Annotated in this window: 1 protein-coding gene; it reads right to left on the minus strand. The window is 66.1% G+C overall.

The features are described from left to right. On the minus strand, nt 1-330 hold a 330-nt coding region (locus tag KW824_RS20670; protein WP_218410886.1), incomplete at both ends, for a VCBS domain-containing protein.

The raw sequence follows: 330 nt of genomic DNA on the forward strand, positions 1-330 counted from the left end.
CGCCGGTGATGGTGATGGTGACGGTGTGCTCGGTGCCATCCACAGACTGCACGGTGAAGGTCTCGACCTTGGTTTCGCCCTCGCCCAGGTACTGCACCTTGCTGTTGTCGACGTTGTAAGTCCAGGCTCCGCCTTCGGTGATGGCGAGGCTGCCCAGCGCACCCGCACTCGGGGTGCCGTTGCCGGCCACAAACTTGGCCTCATCGGCGCCGTCCAGGTCGGTCACGCTCAGGGTGCCGGTCTCGGTCAGCAGCGGGGTGCTTTCGTCTTCGGTCACGCTGCCGGCGTCGCTACCGGTGATCACCGCGGCATCGTTGACGCCGGTGATGG

Source organism: Aeromonas sp. sif0611 (assembly GCF_019218845.1).
Classification (GTDB): Bacteria; Pseudomonadota; Gammaproteobacteria; order Enterobacterales; family Aeromonadaceae; genus Aeromonas; species Aeromonas media.